The organism is Mycobacterium sp. NGS50 (assembly GCF_059812545.1).
The window spans coordinates 1-17,395 of record NZ_JCALCW010000060.1; the positions used below are offsets into that span (position 1 = coordinate 1).

General features: G+C 67.5%; 19 protein-coding genes and 3 pseudogenes. 15 read left to right on the plus strand and 7 right to left on the minus strand.

The window, feature by feature from the left end:
• Nucleotides 1-17: 17 nt before the first annotated feature.
• Nucleotides 18-638, minus strand: coding sequence for a hypothetical protein (locus AC5Y36_RS25130; RefSeq protein WP_500043694.1), 621 nt, complete (start codon nt 636-638; stop codon nt 18-20).
• Between the two features lie 193 nt (nt 639-831).
• Between AC5Y36_RS25130 and AC5Y36_RS25135 the strand changes: the two genes are divergently transcribed.
• The 10 genes and pseudogenes from AC5Y36_RS25135 to aroQ all read left to right on the plus strand — a co-directional run bounded on the left by AC5Y36_RS25135 (nt 832) and on the right by aroQ (nt 10,484).
• Nucleotides 832-1,236 (plus strand): secondary thiamine-phosphate synthase enzyme YjbQ, encoded by a 405-nt coding sequence (locus AC5Y36_RS25135; protein WP_500043695.1) that lies wholly within the window; start codon nt 832-834, stop codon nt 1,234-1,236.
• A 95-nt stretch (nt 1,237-1,331) separates the two neighbouring features.
• The gene (gene alaS / locus AC5Y36_RS25140; protein ID WP_500043696.1) at nt 1,332-4,016 is read left to right on the plus strand and encodes an alanine--tRNA ligase; all 2,685 of its coding nucleotides are present in this window, start codon (nt 1,332-1,334) and stop codon (nt 4,014-4,016) included.
• Nucleotides 4,017-4,025: 9 nt separating this feature from the next.
• A pseudogene (ruvX, locus tag AC5Y36_RS25145) lies at nt 4,026-4,515 on the plus strand (Holliday junction resolvase RuvX); the annotation flags it as partial.
• A complete protein-coding gene (gene mltG, locus AC5Y36_RS25150) occupies nt 4,508-5,743 on the plus strand; it encodes an endolytic transglycosylase MltG (RefSeq protein ID WP_500043697.1) in 1,236 nt (411 codons plus the stop codon). The pseudogene ruvX and the gene mltG, both read left to right, overlap by 8 nt.
• Nucleotides 5,740-6,525, plus strand: coding sequence for a shikimate dehydrogenase (locus tag AC5Y36_RS25155; protein WP_500043698.1), 786 nt, complete (start codon nt 5,740-5,742; stop codon nt 6,523-6,525). Before mltG ends, AC5Y36_RS25155 begins: the two co-directional genes overlap by 4 nt.
• 10 nt (nt 6,526-6,535) lie before the next feature.
• Entirely contained in the window at nt 6,536-6,946 is a 411-nt protein-coding gene (locus AC5Y36_RS25160; RefSeq protein ID WP_500043699.1) for a prepilin peptidase, read from the plus strand.
• 151 nt (nt 6,947-7,097) lie between these two features.
• On the plus strand, nt 7,098-8,291 hold the full coding sequence (gene aroC, locus AC5Y36_RS25165; RefSeq protein WP_500043712.1) for a chorismate synthase: 1,194 nt from the start codon (nt 7,098-7,100) through the stop codon (nt 8,289-8,291).
• Nucleotides 8,291-8,815: pseudogene (locus AC5Y36_RS25170) on the plus strand (shikimate kinase); the annotation flags it as partial. The gene aroC and the pseudogene AC5Y36_RS25170, both read left to right, overlap by 1 nt.
• 140 nt (nt 8,816-8,955) lie before the next feature.
• A complete protein-coding gene (aroB, locus tag AC5Y36_RS25175; RefSeq protein WP_500043700.1) occupies nt 8,956-10,056 on the plus strand; it encodes a 3-dehydroquinate synthase in 1,101 nt (366 codons plus the stop codon).
• The gene (gene aroQ, locus AC5Y36_RS25180; RefSeq protein WP_500043701.1) at nt 10,053-10,484 is read left to right on the plus strand and encodes a type II 3-dehydroquinate dehydratase; all 432 of its coding nucleotides are present in this window, start codon (nt 10,053-10,055) and stop codon (nt 10,482-10,484) included. The genes aroB and aroQ overlap by 4 nt, the downstream gene beginning before the upstream one ends.
• A 26-nt stretch (nt 10,485-10,510) precedes the next feature.
• On the opposite strand, the pseudogene AC5Y36_RS25185 reads toward aroQ, so the two are convergent.
• A pseudogene (locus tag AC5Y36_RS25185) lies at nt 10,511-11,047 on the minus strand (B-4DMT family transporter); the annotation flags it as partial.
• A gap of 33 nt (nt 11,048-11,080) precedes the next feature.
• On the opposite strand from AC5Y36_RS25185, the gene AC5Y36_RS25190 reads away from it, so the two are divergent.
• The 5 genes from AC5Y36_RS25190 (at nt 11,081) to AC5Y36_RS25210 (ending at nt 14,014) form a co-directional block, all read left to right on the plus strand.
• Nucleotides 11,081-12,178 (plus strand): M24 family metallopeptidase, encoded by a 1,098-nt coding sequence (locus AC5Y36_RS25190; protein WP_500043702.1) that lies wholly within the window; start codon nt 11,081-11,083, stop codon nt 12,176-12,178.
• A 235-nt stretch (nt 12,179-12,413) separates the two neighbouring features.
• Complete coding sequence (locus AC5Y36_RS25195) at nt 12,414-12,680, plus strand: hypothetical protein (RefSeq protein ID WP_500043703.1); 267 nt, start codon at nt 12,414-12,416, stop codon at nt 12,678-12,680.
• 215 nt (nt 12,681-12,895) lie between these two features.
• Nucleotides 12,896-13,231, plus strand: coding sequence for a hypothetical protein (locus AC5Y36_RS25200; RefSeq protein WP_500043704.1), 336 nt, complete (start codon nt 12,896-12,898; stop codon nt 13,229-13,231).
• Between the two features lie 60 nt (nt 13,232-13,291).
• Nucleotides 13,292-13,741: a hypothetical protein gene (locus AC5Y36_RS25205; protein WP_500043705.1), complete on the plus strand. Its 450-nt coding sequence runs from the start codon at nt 13,292-13,294 to the stop codon at nt 13,739-13,741.
• A gap of 150 nt (nt 13,742-13,891) precedes the next feature.
• Nucleotides 13,892-14,014, plus strand: a complete 123-nt coding sequence (locus AC5Y36_RS25210) for a hypothetical protein (protein ID WP_500043706.1) — start codon at nt 13,892-13,894, stop codon at nt 14,012-14,014.
• 497 nt (nt 14,015-14,511) lie between these two features.
• Here the strand turns inward: AC5Y36_RS25210 and AC5Y36_RS25215 are convergent, their stop codons facing one another.
• From AC5Y36_RS25215 to AC5Y36_RS25235, 5 genes are all read right to left on the minus strand, one after another.
• Nucleotides 14,512-14,787: a hypothetical protein gene (locus AC5Y36_RS25215; protein WP_500043707.1), complete on the minus strand. Its 276-nt coding sequence runs from the start codon at nt 14,785-14,787 to the stop codon at nt 14,512-14,514.
• Between the two features lie 83 nt (nt 14,788-14,870).
• Nucleotides 14,871-16,088, minus strand: coding sequence for a phage major capsid protein (locus tag AC5Y36_RS25220; protein ID WP_500043708.1), 1,218 nt, complete (start codon nt 16,086-16,088; stop codon nt 14,871-14,873).
• Between the two features lie 213 nt (nt 16,089-16,301).
• On the minus strand, nt 16,302-16,592 hold the full coding sequence (locus AC5Y36_RS25225; protein WP_500043709.1) for a hypothetical protein: 291 nt from the start codon (nt 16,590-16,592) through the stop codon (nt 16,302-16,304).
• A complete protein-coding gene (locus AC5Y36_RS25230) occupies nt 16,589-16,987 on the minus strand; it encodes a hypothetical protein (protein WP_500043710.1) in 399 nt (132 codons plus the stop codon). Before AC5Y36_RS25230 ends, AC5Y36_RS25225 begins: the two co-directional genes overlap by 4 nt.
• Before the next feature lie 27 nt (nt 16,988-17,014).
• Complete coding sequence (locus tag AC5Y36_RS25235) at nt 17,015-17,365, minus strand: hypothetical protein (RefSeq protein ID WP_500043711.1); 351 nt, start codon at nt 17,363-17,365, stop codon at nt 17,015-17,017.
• Nucleotides 17,366-17,395 lie beyond the last annotated feature (30 nt).

A 17,395-nucleotide genomic window follows, 5' to 3' on the forward strand; every position in this document is an offset into this window, starting at 1 on the left:
GCGAGATGGCGAGATGCCTACACCAGCTCGGGCACCCGCAGATGCGCCAGGGCCAGCTCGAACTCGCACTCCTCGAGTTCCTCGACGCCGGCCTCCCGCATCGAGCGGGTCTTGAGTTCGGTCGCCTGATCCCGGTTTCGTTCCATGGCCTGCAGGCTGTCGAAGGTGGCACACGACACGGCCCGGCCGGACGCCCGGTCGACCAGCAGGCTCGCACTGCAGAACCCGTCGAGGCCCTCGAGTTGCGGCAGGACGGCCGACTTGTAGTACTCGATACCGTCGTCCATGCGCTCGCGCGGCACCTTGACCCAGGTGGCGCGTACACACGAGCCGTCGTTGGTGCGGTGGTCGCGGTGCAAAACCGCGATGTCCCACTCCTCGACCCTGGGCGATCCGCCGAACATGATCGCGGCCCGGTCCCGAATCGGCCGGACCTGCTCGGCACTGGCGTGCATCGCCTCGTCGCTCTCCCACGAGCTGGTCGCGATGCACCGGCCGGTCTGCCGGTCAACCAACAGCGACACACCCATGCAGCCGTCGATCCGCTGGAGCGCGGGCATGACCTCGTCGCGAATATGCGCGATCCCGGCGTCAACCGATAAGGATTGCGCAGTCACAGTGGTGGAGCGTGCGTACACGATCCGCTCCTTTTGATCGGGGCAGCGCCCCGGTGGCGCCACCGGTCCAGGTACCACCATCCTCCGCCGAACGGGTTGTGGCAATAGGTAATTCAGCGCAATGTGGATACGCCTGGAGTAGACGCAAACGCGCACAATTCCGCGCAGAAACATACGAGTTTGCGACTGTTCGACGGGTCGTAGGCTTGACGATATGGACACCGAGGTACTTGACATCGACACCGCTCGTCGGCGCACCGTCGACGTGACCGAGCAGGTGCGGTCATTCTGTGCCGGTCACCGCGACGGCCTGTGCAACGTCTTCGTGCCGCATGCGACGGCAGGAGTGGCGATCATCGAGACCGGCGCCGGCAGCGACGCCGACCTCGTCGACACCCTGGAACGCTTGCTGCCGCGTGACGACCGGTATCGCCACGCCCATGGCTCGGCGGGGCACGGTGCCGATCATGTGCTGCCGGCGTTGGTGTCGCCGTCGGTGACGCTGCCGGTGTCCGGCGGCGAGCCGTTGCTGGGCACGTGGCAGTCGGTGGTGCTGGTGGACCTCAACCGGGACAACCCGCGCCGATCGGTGCGGCTGAGTTTCGTCGGTAGCGCCTGATCGGCGTCGCACCCGCTTGGCGTCAAGGGGGTGATCGGCAGACCGGTACTGTAGGGCCGTCTATTAGGTGCGATAACGGCGGGAAGCGACAGATAGTGCAGACACACGAGATCAGGAAACGGTTCCTCGATCACTTCGTGAAGGCGGGTCACACCGAGGTGCCCAGCGCTTCGGTGATCCTGGATGACCCCAACCTGCTGTTCGTCAACGCCGGCATGGTGCAGTTCGTGCCGTTCTTCCTGGGCCAGCGCACCCCGCCGTACTCGACGGCGACCAGCGTCCAGAAATGCATCCGCACGCCCGACATCGACGAGGTCGGTATCACCACCCGGCACAACACCTTCTTCCAGATGGCCGGCAACTTCTCGTTCGGGGACTACTTCAAGCAGCGTGCGATCGAGCTGGCGTGGTCACTGCTGACCAAGAGCCTCGCAGACGGCGGCTACGGATTCGACCCCGAAAAGCTCTGGGTGACCGTTTATTTGGACGACGACGAAGCCGTGCAGCTGTGGCAGCAGATTGCCGGTCTGCCCGCGGAACGGATCCAGCGCCGCGGCATGGCGGACAACTACTGGTCTATGGGCATCCCGGGGCCGTGCGGGCCGTCCTCGGAGATCTACTACGACCGCGGACCCGAGTACGGCATTGACGGCGGCCCGATCGCCAACGAGGACCGCTACATCGAGATCTGGAACCTCGTCTTCATGGAGAACGAGCGCGGCGAGGGCACCTCCAAGGAGGACTTCGAGATCCTCGGGCCGTTGCCGCGCAAGAACATCGACACCGGCATGGGCGTGGAGCGGGTGGCGTTTCTGCTGCAGGGTGTGCACAACGTCTACGAGACCGACCTGGTCCGCCCGGTCATCGACACGGTCGCGGCCCGCGCGCCCCGCGGCTACGACACCGGCAATCACGCCGACGACGTGCGGTACCGGATCATCGCCGACCATTCCCGCACCGCCGCGATCCTGATCGGCGACGGGGTGAGCCCCGGCAACGACGGTCGCGGCTATGTGCTGCGCCGACTGCTGCGCCGGGTGATCCGGTCGGCCAAGCTGCTGGGCATCGAGGGTCCCATCGTGGGTGAGCTGATGGCCACCGTGCGCGACGCGATGGGCCCGTCGTATCCGGAGCTGGTCACCGACTTCGACCGGATCAGCAGGATCGCGGTGGCCGAGGAGACCGCGTTCAACCGCACCCTGGCGTCGGGCTCCAGGCTGTTCGAGGAAGCCGCGGCAGCCACCAAGTCGGCCGGGGTCACCGTGCTGTCCGGCACCGATGCCTTCACCCTGCACGACACCTACGGTTTCCCGATCGAGCTGACGTGCGAGATGGCATCGGATGCCGGCCTGCAGGTCGACGAGGCCGGGTTCCGGGAGTTGATGGCCGAGCAGCGGCAGCGGGCCAAGGCCGACGCCGCCGCCCGCAAACACGCCCACGCCGACCTGAGCGCCTACCGCGAGCTGATCGACGCCGGACCCACCGAGTTCACCGGATTCGACGAGTTGACCTCCCAGGCCCGGATTCTGGGCATCTTCGTCGACGGCAAACGGGTGCCGGTGGTGGCCCACGAAAAAGACGCGGGCTCACCTGATCGCGTAGAACTGATCCTGGACCGCACCCCGCTCTACGCCGAGGCGGGCGGTCAGATCGCTGACGCGGGCACCATCAGCGCCGGGCCGGCTCAAGCTGCGGTCACCGATGTGCAGAAGATCGCGCAGACCCTGTTCGTGCACCGGGTCAATGTGGAGTCCGGCGAGTTCGTCGAAGGCGACACCGTGACCGCGGCCGTCGACCAGGGCTGGCGCAAAGGCGCCACCCAGGGCCACTCGGGCACGCACATGGTGCACGCTGCGCTGCGGCAGGTGTTGGGCCCCAACGCCGTCCAGGCCGGGTCGCTGAACCGGCCGGGCTACCTGCGGTTCGACTTCAACTGGCAGGGGGCGCTGAGCGACGAGCAACGCCGCCAGGTCGAAGAGGTCACCAACGAGGCGGTGCAGGCCGACTTCGAGGTGCACACCTTCACCGAAGAACTCGAGAAGGCCAAGGCGATGGGCGCCATGGCGATGTTCGGCGAGAAGTACCCCGAGCGGGTGCGGGTCGTCGAGATCGGGGGGCCGTTCTCGCTGGAACTGTGCGGCGGCACCCATGTCCACAACTCGGCGCAGATCGGGCCGGTCACCATCCTGGGTGAATCGTCGGTGGGTTCCGGGGTGCGGCGGGTCGAGGCCTACGTCGGGCTGGAGTCATTCCGTCACCTGGCCAAGGAGCGCGCGCTGATGGCCGGGCTGGCGTCCTCGCTGAAGGTGCCTTCCGAGGAGGTGCCGGCGCGGGTGGCCAACCTGGTGGACCGGCTCAAAGTCGCCGAGAAGGAACTCGAACGGGCCCGGCTGGCCACGGCGCGCGCAGCTGCGGCGAATGCTGCCGCCGGTGCCGAGCGCATCGGTAATGTCCGGCTGGTGGCGCAGCGGATGTCGGCGGGTATGACGGCGGGTGATCTGCGCTCCCTGGTCGGCGACATCCGCGGCAAGTTGGGTGCTGAGCCGGCCGTGGTCGCGCTGATCTGCGAGGGCGACGCCGACACCGTGCCCTACGCGATCGCCGCCAACCCGGCCGCCCAGGAGCTCGGCTTGCGCGCCAACGACCTGGTCAAGCATCTCGCGGAGGCGGTCGACGGACGCGGCGGCGGCAAGGCCGACCTGGCTCAGGGGTCCGGGAAGAATTCCGCCGGCATCGAGGCCGCCCTGCAGGCCGTGCGGGCCGAGATCGCGCGGAGCTGACCCGGTGACCGACACAGACCGCCAGCCCGACCGGCCCACGCCGGAGCGGGGCCGACGGCTGGGCGTCGACGTCGGCAGTGTGCGCATCGGGGTCGCCTGCAGCGATCCCGACGGCATCTTGGCCACCCCGGTGGAGACGGTGCGGCGCGATCGGTCCAATGCGCACCTGTCCCGGCTGGCCGAACTGGTCGCCGAGCTGGAGGTGATCGAAGTGGTGGTCGGCCTGCCGCGGACCCTGGCCGATCGCTCCGGGCCCGCCGCGCGCGATGCGATCCACACCGCCGACGCGCTGGCCCGGCGCATCGCGCCGGTCCCGGTGCGGCTGGCCGACGAGCGGCTGAGCACAGTCAGCGCGCAGCGGTCGCTGCGCGAGGCGGGGGTGCGGGCCAAGGGACAGCGCGGAATCATCGACCAGGCTGCCGCAGTGGCGATCCTGCAATCCTGGCTCGACCAGCGCCGCGCCGCGCTGGCACCGCCCGGCGGGATCAGCGGTGTCTGAGACGGAGCGGGCACAACCTCAGGCAGTCGGCCGGCCCCGGCGCGCGGTGAGCCGGGCCGCGCGTAACCGCGCCCGGCGCAACCAGCGCCGGCGGCGCATCGTCGGCGGGTTGTCCCTGGGTGCGCTGCTCGCGGTGGTCGTGGCGGCGGTGTTCCTGGGCTCCAAACTGTGGCATACGTTGTCCGGCCCGGTCACCGACTACGGCGGCGACGGCAAGACGGATCTGGTGGTCGAGGTGCACGCCGGCGACACCACGACCGCGATCGCCGAGAACCTGCAGAAGCAGGGCGTGGTGGCCACCGTCAAGGCATTCGTCGACGCCGCGCACGGCAACACCGCGATCGCGGCCATCCAGCCGGGCTTCTACCGGGTGCGCACCGAGATTCCGGCCGCCTCGGCGGTCCAGCGGCTGACCGACCCCAGCAATCGGGTGGGCCGGCTGGTCATCCCGGAGGGCCGCCAGCTCGACGACACCAGCGACATGAAGACCAACGCGGTCACCGACGGCATCTTCCGCCTGATCGCGCACGCCACCTGCGTCGACCTCGACGGAGATCAGCGCTGCGTGAAGGAAGAGGATCTGCGCGCCGCGGCCCGTACCGGCACCCTCGAAGCGCTGGCGGTACCCGGCTGGGCCACCCAGCAGGTGACCGCGATGGGCGATGACCATCGACGGCTGGAGGGGCTCATCGCGCCGGGCACCTGGAACGTCGACCCGTCGGCACCGCCGGCCACCATCCTGGGCACGCTGATCACCCAGAGCGCCGCCAGCTACGCCGAAGGTCACCTGCAGGACACCGCGACCGCGCTGAACATGACGCCCTACGAGGTGCTGGTGGTGGCCTCGCTGGTGCAGCGGGAGGCCAAACCGCAGGACTTCCCGAAGGTGGCCCGGGTCATCTACAACCGGCTCGCCGCACACCGCAGCCTGGAGTTCGACTCGACGGTGAACTATCCGCTGGACCGGCGCGAGGTGGCCACCAGCGACGCCGACCGGGCCCAGCACACGCCGTGGAACACCTACCTGCTGCACGGGCTGCCGGCCACCCCGATCGGATCCCCGGGCACGGATGCCCTCGGCGCGGCCGAACGTCCCGCCGAGGGGGACTGGCTGTACTTCGTGACCATCGACGACCAGGGCACCACCTTGTTCACCCGCGACTATCAGCAGCATCTGGCGAACATCGAGTTGGCCAAACGCAACGGTGTCCTCGACAGCACCCGATGAGTCCCCGTAAAGCGGCCGTCCTCGGCTCGCCGATCGCCCATTCCCGGTCCCCGCAACTGCACCTGGCGGCCTACCGCGCGCTGGGTCTGCGGGATTGGAGCTACCAGCGCATCGAATGCGGTGCCGACGAGCTACCCACGCTGGTAAGGGGTTTCGGTCCGGAATGGATCGGTGTGTCGGTGACGATGCCGGGCAAGTTCGCCGCGCTGGCCTGCGCCGACACCGCGACGTCGCGCGCCGAGGTGATCGGCTCGGCGAACACCCTGGTACGCATCGGCGAGGGCTGGCACGCCGACAACACCGACGTCGACGGCGTGCGCGGAGCCTTGGGCGCGGTATCGGGGCACGCTGTGGTCCTTGGGTCGGGCGGGACCGCCCCGGCGGCCGTGGTGGCGCTGGCCGACCTGGGCGTCAGCGATATCACCGTGGTCGCCCGCGACCCCGCCAAGGCGGCCCGGCTGGTGGACCTGGGCATCGGGCTGGGTGTGTCGACCACGTTCGGCAGCCTCGACGGGCTGGCCTTGCCCGACGGTGCGACGGTGCTGATCAACACCATCCCCGCCGAGGTGGCGGCCCGCCACGCACCGGCGCTGGCACGGATCCCGGTGCTGCTGGACGCCATCTACGAGCCGTGGCCGACACCGCTGGCGGCGGCGGTCGCGGCGGCGGGCGGCCGGGTGGTCAGCGGCCTGCAGATGCTGCTGCATCAGGCCTTCACCCAAGTGGAATTGTTCACAGGGCTGCCGGCGCCGCGAGCGGCCATGGAGGCCGCGCTGGGTTAGCCTGCCGTCCATGCTGGCGGGGGTGCTGCTGGGGGTGTGGCTGGTGTTGTTGAGCGGCTACGACGCGACGCGGCGACGGCTGCCCAACTGGCTGACCCTGCCGGGAGCGGCGGTGATCGGCGCGGTGGCCGCGGTCGACGGCCGCGGCGCGCCGGCGGTGGCCGGGGCCCTGGCGCTGGCCGGCATGTATCTGCTGGTGCACCTGGTCGTACCGGCGGCTTTGGGCGCCGGCGACGTCAAACTCGCGCTCGGACTGGGCGCATTGACCGGCAGTTTCGGTGTCGACGTGTGGTTACTGGCGGCGCTGGGTGCCCCGGTGTTGACCGCGGCGTGGGCGCTGCTGCGCGGGGTGCGGATGCTGCCGCACGGTCCGGCGATGTGTGTGGCGAGTACCGCCGCGGTCGGGCTGGCGTTGCTCTGACCGCCGGTCTCGCGTCGAGACGGAAACCCACGGCGCGTCGCGGGCGTGTCGCGTCGGCTGGTTCCCACTCGGCGTCAACGGCGCTGCCGCGCGGCGCTCACGGCGGGTCGGCTTTTGGGCGGACACAACCCGACGTGGGAAGATGGGACACGTGTTGCGTTGGACGACTGCTGGTGAATCCCATGGCCGTGCGTTGATGGCTGTGGTCGAAGGCATGGTCGCCGGCGTCGGTATCACCTCGGAAGACATCGCCGACCAGTTGGCCCGTCGTCGGCTCGGCTACGGCCGGGGCGCGCGGATGAAGTTCGAGCGTGACCAGGTCACCGTGTTGGCCGGGGTTCGCCACGGGCTCACCCTGGGCGGGCCGATCGCGGTGGAGATCGGCAACACCGAGTGGCCGAAGTGGGAATCGGTGATGGCCTCCGACCCGGTCGACCCTGGTGAGCTAGCTGCGCTGGCGCGCAACGAACCGTTGACCCGGCCGCGGCCCGGCCACGCCGATTACGCCGGCATGCTCAAGTACGGCTTCGACGACGCGCGCCCGGTTCTGGAGCGTGCCAGCGCCCGCGAGACCGCGGCCCGGGTGGCCGCCGGGACCATCGCCCGCCAGTTCCTGCGGCAGGCGCTGGGCGTCGAGGTCCTCTCCCACGTCATCTCCATCGGCGACTCCACCCCCTACGACGGCCCGCCGCCGCAGCCGGAGAACCTCGCCGCGATCGACGACAGCCCGGTTCGCGCCTTCGGTGAGGACGCCGAACGGTCCATGATCGAGGAGATCGAGGCCGCCAAGAAGGACGGCGACACCCTCGGCGGTGTCGTCGAGGTGGTCGCGTCCGGGCTGCCGATCGGGCTGGGATCGTTCACCAGCGGCGACAACCGGCTCGACGGGCAGCTGGCCGCGGCCGTGATGGGCATCCAGGCGATCAAAGGCGTCGAAATCGGCGACGGCTTCGCCACCGCGCGCCGCCGCGGCAGCCACGCGCACGACGAGATGTATCCCGGCCCCGACGGCGTGGTGCGTTCCACCAACCGGGCCGGTGGCCTCGAGGGCGGTATGACCAACGGCCAGCCGCTGCGGGTCCGGGCCGCGATGAAGCCGATCTCGACGGTGCCGCGGGCGCTGGCCACCGTCGACATGGCCACCGGCGAGGAAGCCGTCGCCATCCACCAGCGCTCCGACGTGTGCGCGGTCCCGGCCGCCGCGGTGGTGGTGGAGACCATGGTGGCACTGGTGCTGGCCCGGGCGACCCTGGAGAAGTTCGGCGGCGACTCGCTGGCCGAAACCCAGCGCAACATCGAGTCCTACCGCCGCGTCATCGCCGCCGAAAACCGGGCGTCCGGATAATGGCCCCCAAGGCAGTGCTGGTCGGGCTGCCCGGGTCGGGTAAGTCAACCATCGGGCGTCGGCTGGCCAAGGCGCTGGAGGTCGACATGCTCGACACCGACGTCGCGATCGAACAGCAGACCGGCCGCAGCATCGCCGACATCTTCGCCACCGACGGGGAACCGGAGTTCCGCCGGATCGAGGAGCAGGTGGTACGCCAAGCGCTCGCCGAACACGACGGGGTGCTGTCGCTTGGCGGCGGCGCCATCACCACCGACGGGGTGCGTGACGCTCTGGCCGGTCACACCGTGGTCTTCCTGGAAATCTGTGCGGCCGAGGGGATCCGGCGAACCGGCGGCGCCACCGTGCGGCCGCTGCTGGCGGGCGGTGATCGCGCTGAAAAGTACCGCGCGCTGATGAAGCAGCGGGTGCCGCTGTACCGCAAGGTGGCCACCGTCCGGGTCAACACCAACCGGCGCAATCCGGGTGCCGTGGTGCGCTACATCGTGTCGCGGCTGGAGAATCCGGCCGCGGGCGGCGGGGCGCGTCGCCCCCGCTGGCGCCGCTCGCCGGCGCGGCCGCGGCAACCGGTGGCGCTGCGGCCCGCGACAGCAGACGAACAGCCGATCGATCAACCGCGGGTGACACCGGCGACATTGGCCGCCCGCCGAGCCGGGATACGGAAATGACCGACACCACAAAGGCAGTAGCGGACCCCATCGTCGTCCAGGTGGCCGTCGACCCGCCGTACCCGGTGCTGATCGGTACCGGACTGCTGGGGGAGTTGGGTGATCAGCTGGCCGGCCGGCACCGCATCGCGATCCTGCATCAGCCGACGCTGACCCAGACGGCGGAGGCGATTCGTGCGTATCTGGCCGAGCGTGGTGCCGACGCACACCGCATCGAGATCCCCGACGCCGAGGCGGGCAAGGATCTTCCGGTCGTCGGTTTCATCTGGGATGTGCTGGGCCGCATCGGTATCGACCGCAAGGATGCGCTGGTCAGTCTCGGTGGCGGTGCGGCCACCGACGTGGCGGGTTTCGCCGCGGCGACGTGGCTGCGCGGGGTTTCGATCGTGCACGTGCCGACCACCCTGCTGGGCATGGTCGACGCCGCCGTCGGCGGCAAAACCGGAATCAACACCGACGCCGGCAAGAACCTGGTCGGCGCCTTCCATCAGCCTGCCGCCGTCATGGTCGATCTGGCCATGCTGGAAACCTTGCCGCGCAACGAGATCGTGGCGGGCATGGCGGAGATCGTCAAGGCCGGATTCATCGCCGACCCGGTGATCCTGGACCTGATCGAAGCCGACCCGCAAGCCGCCCTGGACCCCGCCGGAGACGTGCTGCCCGAGCTGATCCGGCGGGCGATCACCGTCAAGGCCGAAGTGGTGGCCGCCGACGAACGGGAATCCCAGCTGCGCGAAATCCTCAACTACGGACACACTTTGGCGCACGCGATCGAGCGCCGCGAGCGCTACCAGTGGCGTCACGGTGCAGCCGTATCCGTCGGCTTGGTGTTCGCCGCTGAATTGGGCCGGCTGGCGGGACGGCTCGACGACGCCACCGCCGAGCGGCACCGCACAATCCTGACCTCACTGGGACTGCCGATCAGCTACGACGCCGACGCGCTGCCCCAGTTGCTGGAATACATGGCGGGCGACAAGAAGACCCGCGCCGGCACGCTGCGCTTCGTCGTCCTGGACGCGCTGGCCAAGCCCGGCCGGTTGGAGGCTCCGGACCCGTCGCTGCTGGCCGCCGCCTACGCCGAGGTGGGCACCAAGTGAGCCGGATCAACGTCGTCAACGGCCCGAACCTGGGGCGGCTGGGCCGCCGCGAACCCGCCGTGTACGGCGACAGCACCCACGACGATCTGGTGGCGCTGATCGAGGCCGAAGCTGCCCGGCTGGGTGTGAATGTCGTTGTTCGGCAAAGCGACAGTGAAGCGCAGCTGCTGCAGTGGATTCATGAGGCTGCCGACGCGGGTGAACCGGTGATCCTCAACGCCGGCGGCCTGACCCACACCTCGGTGGCGCTGCGCGATGCGTGCGCGGAACTCAGCGGGCCTCTCATCGAGGTGCACATCTCCAACGTGCACGCTCGCGAGGAATTTCGGCGGCACTCCTACTTGAGCCCGATCGCGACCGGAGTCATCGTGGGGCTCGGGGTACAGGGCTACCTGTTGGCCCTGCGCTACCTGGCCGGCGGGGACTAGCCCTGGTCGTCGGTGCGGATCACCGCCGTCGGCGCGTCATCGGCGACCGCGGCTGAGCCACCACCGACCGCGGCGAACACGTCGGTGTCGGCCCGGTCCTCACCGTGGGCGGCCAGGCCGTGGTGGCGCACCGGGTCCTTGGCGTGCTGGCGGTCGACCAACAACCGGCCCACGGCCACCCCGCCGATGGCGGGCAGGAACACCAGCAGCGCGGTGAACGAGGCGAAGGTGCTGACCTCGTTGAGGAACCCGCCGGTGTACAGCGCCTTGTCGAACAGCGAGATGGCCCACGCCACCACTCCGCTCAGCGCCCCGGCGATCAGCCCGGCGACCAGCCACACCATGGCCAGGTCGGCGCGCCGGTCCGGGTCGGGGTTGGCGGTGGCGTCGGCGCGGCCGTCGCGCAGCCCCCAGATGACCGGGCCGGCGATGAACGCCAGAACCAGCAGCACACTGATCAGGCCCGCGCTGGTGGGGAAGGCGTTGATCAACGCACCCTGCACCAAACGGACGGCCAACATCGCGGCCGCGAACACCAATCCGCGCAACAACCAGTTCCTCATGGGGTGACAGCGTAGCGAGTACCGTCAAGCGACGTGACATATTCCCAGCGTCGCGATCGCCTGCGTGCCGGCCTGATCGCCGCGGAACTGGACGCGATGCTGGTCAGCGACCTGATCAACGTGCGGTACCTGTCCGGGTTCACCGGCTCCAACGCCGCGTTGCTGGTGTTCGCCGACGACCGGCCACCGGTGTTGGCCACCGACGGCCGCTATCGCACCCAGGCCGCCCGCCAGGCGCCAGATCTGGAGGTCGCCATCGAGCGGGCCTGTGGCCACCACCTGGTCGGCCGCGCCGCCGCCGCCCCGGTGCGGCGGGTGGGGTTTGAAAGCCATGTGGTCACCGTGGACGGGCTGGACAAGCTGTCCGGCGCCGCCGAGGGCAGCGATCTGGTCCGCGCCCCGGGGCTGGTGGAGGCGCTGCGCGAGGTCAAGGACGCCGGCGAGGTCGCGCTGCTGCGGCTGGCCTGCGAGGCCGCCGACGCCGCCCTGGCCGAGCTGGTCAGCGGTGGCGGTCTGCGGCCCGGGCGCACCGAACGCCAGGTGGGGCGCGAACTGGAGGCCCTGATGCTCGAGCACGGGGCCGACGGCGTGTCCTTCGAGACGATCGTGGCCGCCGGGCCCAACTCCGCCGTACCGCACCACCGGCCCACCGACGCCGTGCTGGCCGCCGGAGACTTCGTCAAGATCGACTTCGGCGCCCTGGTGGGCGGCTACCACTCCGACATGACCCGCACGTTTGTGCTGGGCCGCGCCGCGGACTGGCAGCGGGAGGTGTATCAGCTGGTGGAGGCCGCGCAACGGGCCGGTCGGCGGGCGGTCCAGCCCGGGGCCGAGTTGGCCGACGTCGACGGCGCCGCGCGCGACATCATCACCGCGGCCGGGCACGGCGAGCACTTCGGTCACGGTCTGGGCCACGGGGTCGGCCTGCAGATACACGAAGCGCCGGGAATCAGCGCGAGCGCCGCCGGTACACTGCTTGCTGGCTCCGTGGTGACCGTGGAGCCCGGCGTCTATCTGCCCGGCCGTGGCGGCGTTCGCATCGAGGACACAGTGCTGGTGCCCCCGGATGCCGCAGGGCAGGACCCGGAATTGCTGACCCGGTTCCCCAAGGAACTGACCATTCTGACTTAGCTGAGCACTGTACTGAACTGGGAAAACCAGGAAAATAAAGATTGCTGTGGTGTTAATTATCTTGGGGAACAGCTAACCCCACATCGTGCGGTAAGTGTCTCTTGACTGGTACACCCGTGGCGGGTGTAAGCCAAGCGGGTGGCCTCACACCGTTCCGCCGGGGACCGGGGCCGACCGATAGGAGAACACACATCATGAGCGTGCATCACGTTACGACGACCTCGCCGAGATCCCCGTGCGGCCGGGGACGCGCGCGGGCCGGTGGGACAACCGCACCGGGGGCCGGTGGCTGGAGGTTGGCCGCGAGCGGGAAATCAAGCTGGCTAACGGTGGCATCGTCAGCCTTTTCAGCGTCGCCCACCAAAGTTTCACGGGTGAGGTTGTGCGTCCCAGGGTGAGCATCGAAGCGGTACCGGACTACCCGCTGGCACCCCGCGAGGTACGCGAGCTGATCGCGGCCCTTACCGATGCCGCTGACCACCTGGAAGGACTGACGCGATGACCGACCGCGCCGAGGTAAGGCGGGAACCTGGGTACGCAATGACCCGCGAGCAATGGTTGCTGGTGCGGGAGCTGTTCGTGCCCGGTGAGGCGTCGCCCGATACCGAGTAGCCACCCGCACGACATACGGCCGTCAGGGGGACTCTGGCGGCCGTTTTCGTTGTGTTGCGTCCGTTTGTCGGGGACTGCGCGCACACTGGAGCGGAGGGGGAAGGCATGAAGCAGATCATCGAATGGTTCCTGGTAATCATCGTCCTGCTGATGTTCCTGGGCGCCACCGGATGGTGGGGTGTCGCCGCGCTGGTGGGCGTGGTCGTGTGGGGTCTCTGGCGGGGCGTCCAGCAGGCGCGTCAGCGGGAGGCGCTTCGGATCGCCGCTGTGCAGGCCCAGCGGGAGGCCGACGCTGCCGCGGAGAGGGCGCGCGTGGCCAACGAGGAGCTGGCGGCGGCCGAGGCAGAGTATAAGGCTGCGCGCAAGGAGAAGAAGCGCGTCAAGAGGATGATGCGCGAGCAAGGGTGGATGGTTGCGGACGGGGACGTCTCGCAGAACTGAGAACGGCGATTTTTTTTGCAATCCGTTTTACGCGGGTTGCGGTTGCCTATCCTGGGGTGTGTGAACGATTACGAAAAACAACTACGAAACGTCAGAATCAAGCTTTACGGCAGCGACGCCAAGAGTATTCCCCGGACGCTGCTGGAGATGCTGAACCACCGCGGCGCGGTCGGATGGACGGCATTCGCCGAGGTATCCGATCAGGTAAAGGGTGAATACACCGTGTACTGGCTTGATGGTGAACTATTGCGCAGCATTGAGTACCGCGGTGAAGAAGAAGCTGCGTCTGCCGAGGAGTCGGCGCGTCCACTATCAACGCTAATCGACGTCAGGACGACATACGGATTTGCCTACGACGACTTTAAGAATCACCACAGTCATTGGTTGCGTGTGGTGACGTTCCAATTCCAGTCTGGGGAAGTGGTCACCCTGGAGGATCGGAAAGCAAGGGTAGCGGAAGATACCCCGGTCAGCGGCCTTGCCGATGCGGTCCTGAGCGCCCTGCGCTAGAAGCCCTGTGCGGGGGCCTGGCGACTAACACCGACACGGCCTCGCGACTAAGACAGCTTGTTGTCGGTAGGCGGCGGTAGGGTCACGGCCGGGAGTTCGCTATGCACTCCCGCCGGGAGACCCGGGCCGCCAAATATCGGAGAACAAAAAATGACGACAAGCAAGAAGGACGCGAGCAAGGCCGCCAAGCTGCTGAGCAACCCGAAGACACCGAAGACGGTGAAAAGTGTTGCCGGGAGTGACCTATCCCAGGCCAAGAAGAAGGGAAAATAGGGGTCCTGGGCAGGCCGTAGACGAAGGAACAGCGCCCGGCTTAGGTAACGAACAACGGGGAGATGTTTCAGCCGCCCAGCGACCGGACGGGTAAGGCCGATCCCTGGGCAAGTTTCTTACGCGCGTTTTGCGCGAGTCGCCCGCATGCAGCGGGACGTTTGTGGTGGGGGCGGCGTTCCAGTTATCCCGCCGCCCCCGGCGCGGCCTTGGAGGTAGCCGTGCCTGTTGTTGCCGCGCAGCAAGCCTTCGGGTGGGAGAGACGCCCGAAGCGCGCAGCGGCAAGATTTAAAAACTCAGGGGGCCGAGGCGGGGACAACCCGATCCGCCTCGGCCCCTTTGCCAGCCGCGTGGTAATCGACTAACCACCGCTGGCCTTCCCGCGTCGCTCCAAACAGACGACGCGCGAACCGTTATTTAGCGCGAAGCGCTGACGGGCCTCGGATTGCTCGCGGCCCTCGGTCGCCTCGGGTTGACGCTCGAATGAGAACTGGCGGCCATCACCCGGACACGCCGACGCTTGCCGACACCTGACCGCCGGTAATTGCGGTGGTGATGGCGGCGCGGAAAAACCGTGCGTACGCGGACGTGACGACGGTCTGAGTCGTGGTGCTGGCCGCGGTGGTGCTGACCGCGGAGCCGAGGTTAAACCAGTTGGTGCCGTCCAGACTGCCTTGCAGTTGGACGTCACCCGCTGAAACGCCGGCCGTGGTGGTTACCGACATCACGGCTACGGACCGCACTGACAGGCCATCTAGGGCGGCGCCGTTCTGCACCGCACTTACGCCCGACAGGGACACAGCGGGGGCCAGCCCGTAGGTGATCGGCTCTACCGAATTACCGTGTGGGTCTTGGTACATCAGCTGATCGGCAATCCGGTTAGGATGTTGATGGCGCTCGCGTACTGCACGCCGATCTGCTCACGGATTTCACCGCGGTAGCCGATGGCGTTCTGAGTCCAGTAGTTAGTTGAGCCGTCGCCCCCGTGCGAGTTGATCTCGATGCTGAATCCCCAACGCACCCAACGTAACACGGCCTTGCTGGTGTCGAATACCAGCGCGGTGCCAGCAGGAATCTTGGTGTTCTGGACTACCTGCATGCCAAAGATGCTCTTGAGGTCACCGATCGCTGATGGATCATCGGGGTTCAGCAAGTATTGGCCGGTGCTGCTCTTGGACAGCGACACGGCGGCCCAGGTGTTCGGGTGCATGGCGATCAGGTTCGCCTCACCGAACGCAGAGCCGACGCGGATATCGTTAGCGGCCTTGCGGATAGCGTCGATGTTCGTGTCCTCACCGACAGACCGTGACAGGGTGCCGGGGACGTGCAACAGTCCAACAGGATCAGACACCGAGTTGACGAACGTCTCCGTCTCGGCGTTGACGATGGCCCGGTAAATCTCATTCGGAACGAACGTCTGGAAGGTGTCGAAGTCGCTTGCGGCTTCCATAGACACCGACGCCGTAGCCGCGATCTTGACCCAGCTTGCCGTGTTCGTGGTCAGGATCATGCCCAGATCGGGCTTGGTTCCCAGCTCTTCCACAACCGCGGCCGGGTTCGTGTTCCCGGTGTGGCTGATCCATTCGACGCCAGGCCCGATAGGGGCGGTCTGTTGGGTGAAGTGATCCAGCAGCCGATCAGGTTCGTACTGAAGCTGAAGGGTGTTCTGCGGCATGATGACCGGCGGCAGCGATCCCGACGTGAAGTCACCTTCGTTGAACGGAGCCTTGGTCTCGATGCGGTAGGTAGGCAGCCGCTTCTGCGTCGCCTCAAACAGTCCGCGCCAGTCCGACTCGGGAATGAACCGTGGGTCGGCCTGCGGGGCGACAACAGCTTTGGTATCGGCTGCGGAGTCGCAGCCCTTAGCGTTAGCACCCCCGGCCAGCTTTGCGGCCGTCTTGCCGCCGGCTTCCAGCTTCGCGCGCTCCCATTTGAGAACGTCGCGTTCGGCTTCCAGTGACTTCGCCTCAAGCTCGTCATCGCGGGCGACGAAACCCTTGGTTTTCACCTTGCCCAGAAGCTTTCCGACCGCTTCCTTGTACTGGCGTTCGCGGGCTTCTAATTGTGCGGTATTCATTTGTTTATTGGTTGTTCTTTCTATGGTTAAGTGAGCCGCAATAAGCGGCGATTACCTAACCTCGCGGGCTTTCAGCCGGGTTAAAATGTGAAGCGGGCTTATTCGGCGGCGCGGTTGTCGGCCTACCAGGCGGCGCGGCGGCGGGTGTCAGTGACAGCGGCGGGCGCGTAGAGCCGGTAGGCCCCTGTGCAGGCGCGGGGCCTGCAAAGTTCTCTAGTGGTCGCCCAGGTGGGCGATTTTGCGGCCCTGGCGTTCCAGGCCCGCGCGCATTGCGTAGGTGCGCAGCGCGTCTTTCAGCGGCCAGACGTCGCCGCCGAACACGGCGTAGTCGCAGGCGCGGTAGGCGACGGTGCGCGCTGAGTCGGGCAGTTCCCCTGCGGCCGGCTGTACCGCGTCCAAGAACGCGCTAGCGGCCCGCAGTAGGGCCCCGGAGTCGGTGCATTCGGGGTTTCGCAGAACGTCCCAGACCAGCGTGATGAAACGCTCGCCTATCTGGTCACTCATTCGGCGGCCTTGTGCTTTCCGCCAACTTCGGCGCCAAACTCTGCTGCGGTACGGGCGGCATATCCGCGTTCCTCAATTTTTGAAGTGCCATATTCCAGCCAGCGCACCACTGGGTCTTTTGAGTAAACCCTTGCGTGAAATGCTGGCTCGTGTTCGTATTTGATCCGAATGGACTTTCTCGCATCTCCCGGCGAATTTGTCTCAACGCCGCCCTTTTGCAGCGGGTGCGTTGCGCGGGTACCGATCGGAATTAGATCACGCCAATACTCTTGAACGGTCTTCGCCTTGGCGATGACCGCAGCCTTTACCGCGGTGCTTTCGTTAAGGGCCTTGGTGATTTTTGCATCGGTGAAGCCGGCCTTTTCAAGATCACCGATAATGGATAGAATGCTCATTCAATTTTCTTGCATATTTGGGTTGTGCTACCAGTCCCACGCGGCCTCGCGCCAGTCTGGGCAGATGATGCGCGACGGGTCGCGGGGAAGCATCCCGGCCGAGTCGGTCAATCCGGGGATACCGTCAACCCGCTTATTGGCCTTGGAGCACGTGGGAAGGTGGACTTTCTTTGTCAGAGTGCGCAGCAGGTGACTCAGCTCCGCGAAACGGCGGTCATCGGCTGCGGTGGCGCGTCCGGTGTCGATCAGCAGGCGCACCGCTTCCCAGCGGGCCGCGACGGCGGCGTACTTGTGGATCAGCACCGGATCAATCGCCCGGTGGGCGCTGGTGAGGTACTGCCGGATCGCTGAGGTGCGATGCAGGATCGCCTGATTCACGGCCCTACCTCCTCAAGGAACTGATCTAGG

Excerpts from the sequence above, each read along its gene's own strand:
- AC5Y36_RS25210 (WP_500043706.1), top strand. The coding sequence starts at position 13,892 with ATGACGACAAGCAAGAAGGACGCGAGCAAGGCCGCCAAGCTGCTGAGC.
- AC5Y36_RS25135 (WP_500043695.1), top strand. The coding sequence starts at position 832 with ATGGACACCGAGGTACTTGACATCGACACCGCTCGTCGGCGCACCGTC.
- AC5Y36_RS25220 (WP_500043708.1), bottom strand. The coding sequence starts at position 16,088 with ATGAATACCGCACAATTAGAAGCCCGCGAACGCCAGTACAAGGAAGCG.
- AC5Y36_RS25225 (WP_500043709.1), bottom strand. The coding sequence starts at position 16,592 with ATGAGTGACCAGATAGGCGAGCGTTTCATCACGCTGGTCTGGGACGTT.
- AC5Y36_RS25160 (WP_500043699.1), top strand. The coding sequence starts at position 6,536 with ATGCTGGCGGGGGTGCTGCTGGGGGTGTGGCTGGTGTTGTTGAGCGGC.
- AC5Y36_RS25200 (WP_500043704.1), top strand. The coding sequence starts at position 12,896 with ATGAAGCAGATCATCGAATGGTTCCTGGTAATCATCGTCCTGCTGATG.
- aroB (WP_500043700.1), top strand. The coding sequence starts at position 8,956 with ATGACCGACACCACAAAGGCAGTAGCGGACCCCATCGTCGTCCAGGTG.
- AC5Y36_RS25230 (WP_500043710.1), bottom strand. The coding sequence starts at position 16,987 with ATGAGCATTCTATCCATTATCGGTGATCTTGAAAAGGCCGGCTTCACC.
- AC5Y36_RS25155 (WP_500043698.1), top strand. The coding sequence starts at position 5,740 with ATGAGTCCCCGTAAAGCGGCCGTCCTCGGCTCGCCGATCGCCCATTCC.